This window comes from Clostridium sp. AF28-12, from assembly GCF_003435225.1.
Taxonomy (GTDB): domain Bacteria; phylum Bacillota; class Clostridia; order Lachnospirales; family Lachnospiraceae; genus Pilosibacter; species Pilosibacter fragilis.
Map to the genome: position 1 here is coordinate 1 of NZ_QWGJ01000034.1, position 4812 is coordinate 4812.

The following is a 4812-nucleotide window of genomic DNA, read 5'->3' on the forward strand; positions in this document are numbered from 1 at the left end:
ATTTTTCCGGACAGACGGCTTCGCCGCAACGGAATATTCAGTAGACTTACTGAAAGCGGTGTGGAGTTACGATTACGAGAAATGGGGAAGAAGTTAGGTGTAGAAAAGGTACACCCACATAAGTTCAGAAGGACTATGGCCACCAGAGCAATTGAGAAAGGTATGCCGATTGAACAGGTACAGAAAATTCTGGGACATGAGCAAATAGATACAACGCTCAGATATACAATGGTTAATCAAAACAATGTGAAGCTATCGCATCGAAAATATATTTCATAGATTGACTTGTAACGCAAAAGACGTTACAATAAAAGAAAGATGGAGGTGTATTCTATGGGAAAAACAGCAACATTAAATATAAGAGTAAATCCAGATGTAAAAGAAAATGCAGAAAGTGTATTGGCACAATTAGGGATACCAATGGCTACTGCTATAGATATGTATTTAAAACAAATATCATTAGTAGGAGGAATTCCCTTTTCTATTGTATTACCAAAAGCAGCTAATTCAGTGAATGCAGATATGATGTCTGTTACACAGATTCATCAAAAGTTAGAAAAAGGATATGCCGATATAGAGAAAGGAAATGTTGAGGATGCAGCTAGTGCGTTTGTGGCATTTAGAGAGAGGCATTAATGAAGCAATATAAGGTAGAGATTACAAAAGAAGCTTTGCAGGATATGGAAGATATATACAATTATATTGCTATAGATTTGCTTGCTCCGGATAATGCAATGGGGCAATATAATCGCATTGCTGATGAAATACTTACATTAGACACTTTCCCGGAACGATTTAGGATTATGGATTCTGAGCCGGAAAAGAGAATGGAGTTGCGTAGAATGCTCGTCGATAATTATTCAGTGTTTTACACAATCCGTGACGAAAGGGTAATTGTAACGGATGTGTTATACACGGCATCTGATATAGAAGCACGTTTGAGAGGCGAGCTATAAAAGCACGCGTTTATTTGAAGTTGCTTATTGTATTGGGAAGGAGAATTGTATGGAAACTACTACCTTACAACGGCTAAAGGCAGCTGGATGGAAATGTGGACGTAAAATTGATATTTCTGCTTTCAAAAAGAGATATAGAGAAATTGGATTGGAGATGCCAGCAAATGTAGAAGCTTTTCTTGAGGAATTTGGATTGCTCCATATTGAGAATTTGAAATGGTTTAGAGATGTCGATTTCAATCCGTTGGAAGCTATTGGAATAAATTTAGATGCGGAATATTTTGAAAATTTGTTAGATGAGTATGATATTAATACAACAACTTATCCGCTGGGAATGTGTTGCACAAATGAGCTGTTTTTAGTGATGACCATCACGAATGAATTTTATTGTTTTACAAATGGATGCTGCGAACTGTGTGGAATTGGCGTAGAAGATATGTTGGATTGTCTGATTGGCGAATGCAGAATATCTAAAACGATTGAATAATTTCGTTCTTATGTCAAATGCAATCTAAACAGAAACAAAGCGACAAGTTTTAGTAAGCCGGTGTGTTTAACGGAGAGACGAATTTGAATTTTACGGCGAGGTGAATGATATGGAAAAATGGGGAATGTTTGAATTTAATACGCCTTATGTTGGAGAAATTATCGAGAAAATAAATGATGTGGTATTACCAAACGATTATATAGAATTTATGAAAAGACATAATGGTGGCCAAGGCGATATTGGTGAAACATGGCTTATATTATATCGGTTAGAAGAATTACAAGAAATAAATGATGATTATGAAATTGAAGTATTTCTGCCGGGTCACATTATTATTGGTTCAAATGGTGGTGGTGAACTTTATGGAATTGATAATAAGGGAAACTACTTTAATGTACCAGTGCTAATAGATGAAGATGATGTTGCTGTGCTTGGTACAGAGATAGAATTATTGCCAGATAAAATAAATGCACTTTGGGAATAGATTCTTTTGTTAGTTATATGACGAACAGTACATAAGCCTTGAGGTTTAAGGAGACAGAATGGTATATTGTGATTTCAGTAATAGTTTATATAAATATTTGGATATTTATCATAACGGGTTAAAAAAACTTGCAAACAAAGAAATGCAAGCAATCGTTGGTCATCTAAGAGAAATGTCAGACGAAAATCAAGATGAAATATTAACACAATTTCTTTCGGATTATTGTGATAGTGATGTATGGGATACTTTGAAAGACCGGGGAAATGCAGATATTCCATACGAATTAAAAGAGTATATCCTAATGTGGATTACACCACGTTGCGAAGAGAAGAAAATGCCAGAATGCAGATGGTATTATGAGTTGTTCAGAAATCATAAGCAGGGATATCAAGCGGCAGTAAAATACCTTGAGATTGCTTATTCAAGTATGAAGTGTGACCAGAAAACAATTGATTTGCTGTTTGATTCATACTTGGATATTTTAGGTTGGGGGGCACATCATTTTCCAGATGGATGCATAATTGAAGATAATACAATAGTTGATTGTTTTCAAAAATGTGAGGATATATTAAAAGAAAAAACGGTTAGTGAGAGATTGATAAATCAACTGAACTATTATAGAATCCTGTACGAATGCTATAATAGATATGTAGATGATGGAAGAAAAAGAAAATTTGAAGATTATCTAAATGAAGCTATTATACAATTTTTGTATAGCAGAGCATTTTACTATGAGAAATAAACTAAGTCATAGAGGTGAAACTTTCAGTAAGCTGGTGCGTTTATCTGAGAGACGAATTTGAACGCAGATAAGCATTCCCCCGCTTCAAGTGCGCGGAGCACTAAGCGGTGAGTGAGTGGGATGCTTATGTCAGTGGGTGTTGAAAGCTCCCACTGACAGATCGCGAAGCGACTGCGTTCATGAGCAAGTAGCGAAGCGGATTGCGAATGTCCGCTTTACTTTTTAGATTTGAGGTATAAAAGGAATGAATGCTAAAGAGTGTATGATTGAAGCTGATAAATTGTTGCAAAAATGGAGTTATTATTCTATAGAAAACAGAAGGTATATTGAGAAAATATTTAATGGTTCCAATAGGTATGACATGATGTTAAACGTAGATGTAATGCAGAAACAGGCAAAGATTTATGTATTGGAAAGAGGAGTGACAATTTATGAGTACAGAACGGAGAGGAAAGAGATTGTAATATATGCTGTTCTTCGTGATATTATTGGGATAATTTCCGATACATTTATATGTGATTCACATGTTGATGAAAAGGGATACCTGCATTTTACTGAAAATGTATCCAATTATAGAAAGAAAATAACCGATGAGGCATTTTCATTAATGGGAGAGCCATATAATGAGTGGAATCGACAAGGGATTTCTATTTGGGATTTTAACCGAAGTTTTGCGGGGGAATAAACGCCCAACTTTCAGTTTGTCATTCTAAAAATTCAACTGAATAATCCCAGCAAAAACCGCTGCTACATGGAAGCCAACAAACCATGCAACAGCGGTTTTTCTTTATCGTTTTTTCCTCTGACTGATAGGCGTTCCCATTTTCTTTGATTTTTTGAGAATCCGAATCAGCCAGCGAAATTCTTCGTCTGACAGATTTTTATAGTTGATACCGAGCTGTTTACAGTAAAGGACAACCAGCTTTTCATCCCGGCTGCCCTTGAAATTTTCGACTGCTTCGAGATTTTCTTTCAATTCATCGGCAACGGTGGTCTGGGGCGCACTCTCACTGTCCTTTTTGTGGGCTTCCCGAATATCCCGGATAATCAGGTTGAGGTCATCCCGTACCATGTGACTGAAATATTCATTATCGCTGATATGGGCGGCTTGCAACACTTTCAAATGGGGGGTCATCTTCGCCGGGGCGATACCGTTCAATGATTTCATGCCGGACGGTATCGACAAGGGCGTTGAGGTTCTGAATCTGCATGGTGGCAATCCCATCCACATAAATCTCAATATCCGCAAGAAACTTGATAAAGTCCTTATGGGTGGCAAGTTCGCAGAGCAGACGGTTATTAATCCGACCGCTTTTCAGAAGTGCTACCATCTCATCACTCAAATGCAGCTCCCTTAATGGCGTGTTGATCTCCGCCCGGTTCTCTGTCCGGCAAAAGAGATAATCGAGGGACACCCCATAAAAATCTGCCAGCAGGATAAGATTACCATGATTGATTTCCTTATAGTCGTCTTTTTCATAACTGCCAAGAGCCGATTTTGAAATACCCGTTTGCTCAGCCAGTTCTTCCAGTTTTAATCCTTTGTTTAATCGTAAATCTTTTAGCCGTTCCTGTATTAATGATGAAAAGGCATTGCAGTACCAGTTAAAGCAGCTTACCCGGAAGGAACGGACGCACCGGCTCTGTACTCGTGGCGGTATGCTGGAAAGTTTTCTGCAAGAGCCGGAACGCCTAACAGATGATGATGTCATGCTGTTGTTGAAACTCATTTTTCACAGGCAGGACACGCAGGAACTATTGAAAAAACTGCTGGAACGGGAGAAGCCGGAAACCCCTTAGTTTACTAAGGGCGCAATTATACACCACCCAGAGGTTGGTGCATTGCGTTCTCCGAAGGCTCCTTGCCGGAGGGCTGTGATTTGTGCGAGCAATGAGCCGAACGAATATGCTTGCGTATTCACACGGCGAATGCCGCAGCAGCCGACAGAATGTTGGCTTCCGCAGTCATGGTCTGCTCCAAATCAAACAGGGGACGCTACGCCGTCTCCGCTCCGCTTCGGTCGGTGCAGGGCAAACGTCCACTGGACGTTTTGCACCCCTGCGCTGGCTGCCGCCAGCTACCCTTTTGTGGACTTGCCATCTGGGGACACCTTGCTTTGCAAGCTGTTCCCAGCCGACAAGT

Annotated in this window: 8 protein-coding genes and 1 pseudogene; 8 read left to right on the forward strand and 1 reads right to left on the reverse strand. The window is 39.2% G+C overall.

Annotated elements, in window-relative coordinates:
• The 7 genes from DWY93_RS15955 to DWY93_RS15985 form a co-directional block, all read left to right on the forward strand.
• Positions 1-279 (forward strand): site-specific integrase (locus DWY93_RS15955; RefSeq protein WP_147324224.1); only part of this gene is annotated, 279 nt, incomplete at its 5' end.
• A gap of 54 nt (positions 280-333) precedes the next feature.
• Positions 334-636: a type II toxin-antitoxin system RelB/DinJ family antitoxin gene (locus DWY93_RS15960; protein WP_015553867.1), complete on the forward strand. Its 303-nt coding sequence runs from the start codon at positions 334-336 to the stop codon at positions 634-636.
• Positions 636-956, forward strand: a complete 321-nt coding sequence (locus DWY93_RS15965) for a type II toxin-antitoxin system RelE/ParE family toxin (protein ID WP_015553868.1) — start codon at positions 636-638, stop codon at positions 954-956. Before DWY93_RS15960 ends, DWY93_RS15965 begins: the two co-directional genes overlap by 1 nt.
• Before the next feature lie 49 nt (positions 957-1005).
• Entirely contained in the window at positions 1006-1443 is a 438-nt protein-coding gene (locus DWY93_RS15970) for an SUKH-3 domain-containing protein (RefSeq protein WP_015553869.1), read from the forward strand.
• 109 nt (positions 1444-1552) lie between these two features.
• Entirely contained in the window at positions 1553-1927 is a 375-nt protein-coding gene (locus DWY93_RS15975) for an SMI1/KNR4 family protein (RefSeq protein WP_015553870.1), read from the forward strand.
• Between the two features lie 58 nt (positions 1928-1985).
• A complete protein-coding gene (locus tag DWY93_RS15980; RefSeq protein WP_117471346.1) occupies positions 1986-2669 on the forward strand; it encodes a hypothetical protein in 684 nt (227 codons plus the stop codon).
• A 244-nt stretch (positions 2670-2913) separates the two neighbouring features.
• Positions 2914-3354: an Imm63 family immunity protein gene (locus tag DWY93_RS15985; protein WP_117471345.1), complete on the forward strand. Its 441-nt coding sequence runs from the start codon at positions 2914-2916 to the stop codon at positions 3352-3354.
• Between the two features lie 102 nt (positions 3355-3456).
• Here DWY93_RS15985 and DWY93_RS15990 read toward each other — a convergent pair.
• Positions 3457-4246 (reverse strand): annotated as a pseudogene (locus tag DWY93_RS15990) (helix-turn-helix domain-containing protein).
• Here DWY93_RS15990 and DWY93_RS15995 point away from each other — a divergent pair.
• Positions 4212-4469 (forward strand): DUF3847 domain-containing protein, encoded by a 258-nt coding sequence (locus DWY93_RS15995; protein WP_117472664.1) that lies wholly within the window; start codon positions 4212-4214, stop codon positions 4467-4469. The pseudogene DWY93_RS15990 and the gene DWY93_RS15995 sit on opposite strands and share 35 nt — an antisense overlap.
• Positions 4470-4812 lie beyond the last annotated feature (343 nt).

Coding starts and splice junctions, on each gene's coding strand:
- DWY93_RS15960 (WP_015553867.1), top strand. CDS start 334: ATGGGAAAAACAGCAACATTAAATATAAGAGTAAATCCAGATGTAAAA.
- DWY93_RS15965 (WP_015553868.1), top strand. CDS start 636: ATGAAGCAATATAAGGTAGAGATTACAAAAGAAGCTTTGCAGGATATG.
- DWY93_RS15970 (WP_015553869.1), top strand. CDS start 1,006: ATGGAAACTACTACCTTACAACGGCTAAAGGCAGCTGGATGGAAATGT.
- DWY93_RS15975 (WP_015553870.1), top strand. CDS start 1,553: ATGGAAAAATGGGGAATGTTTGAATTTAATACGCCTTATGTTGGAGAA.
- DWY93_RS15980 (WP_117471346.1), top strand. CDS start 1,986: ATGGTATATTGTGATTTCAGTAATAGTTTATATAAATATTTGGATATT.
- DWY93_RS15985 (WP_117471345.1), top strand. CDS start 2,914: ATGAATGCTAAAGAGTGTATGATTGAAGCTGATAAATTGTTGCAAAAA.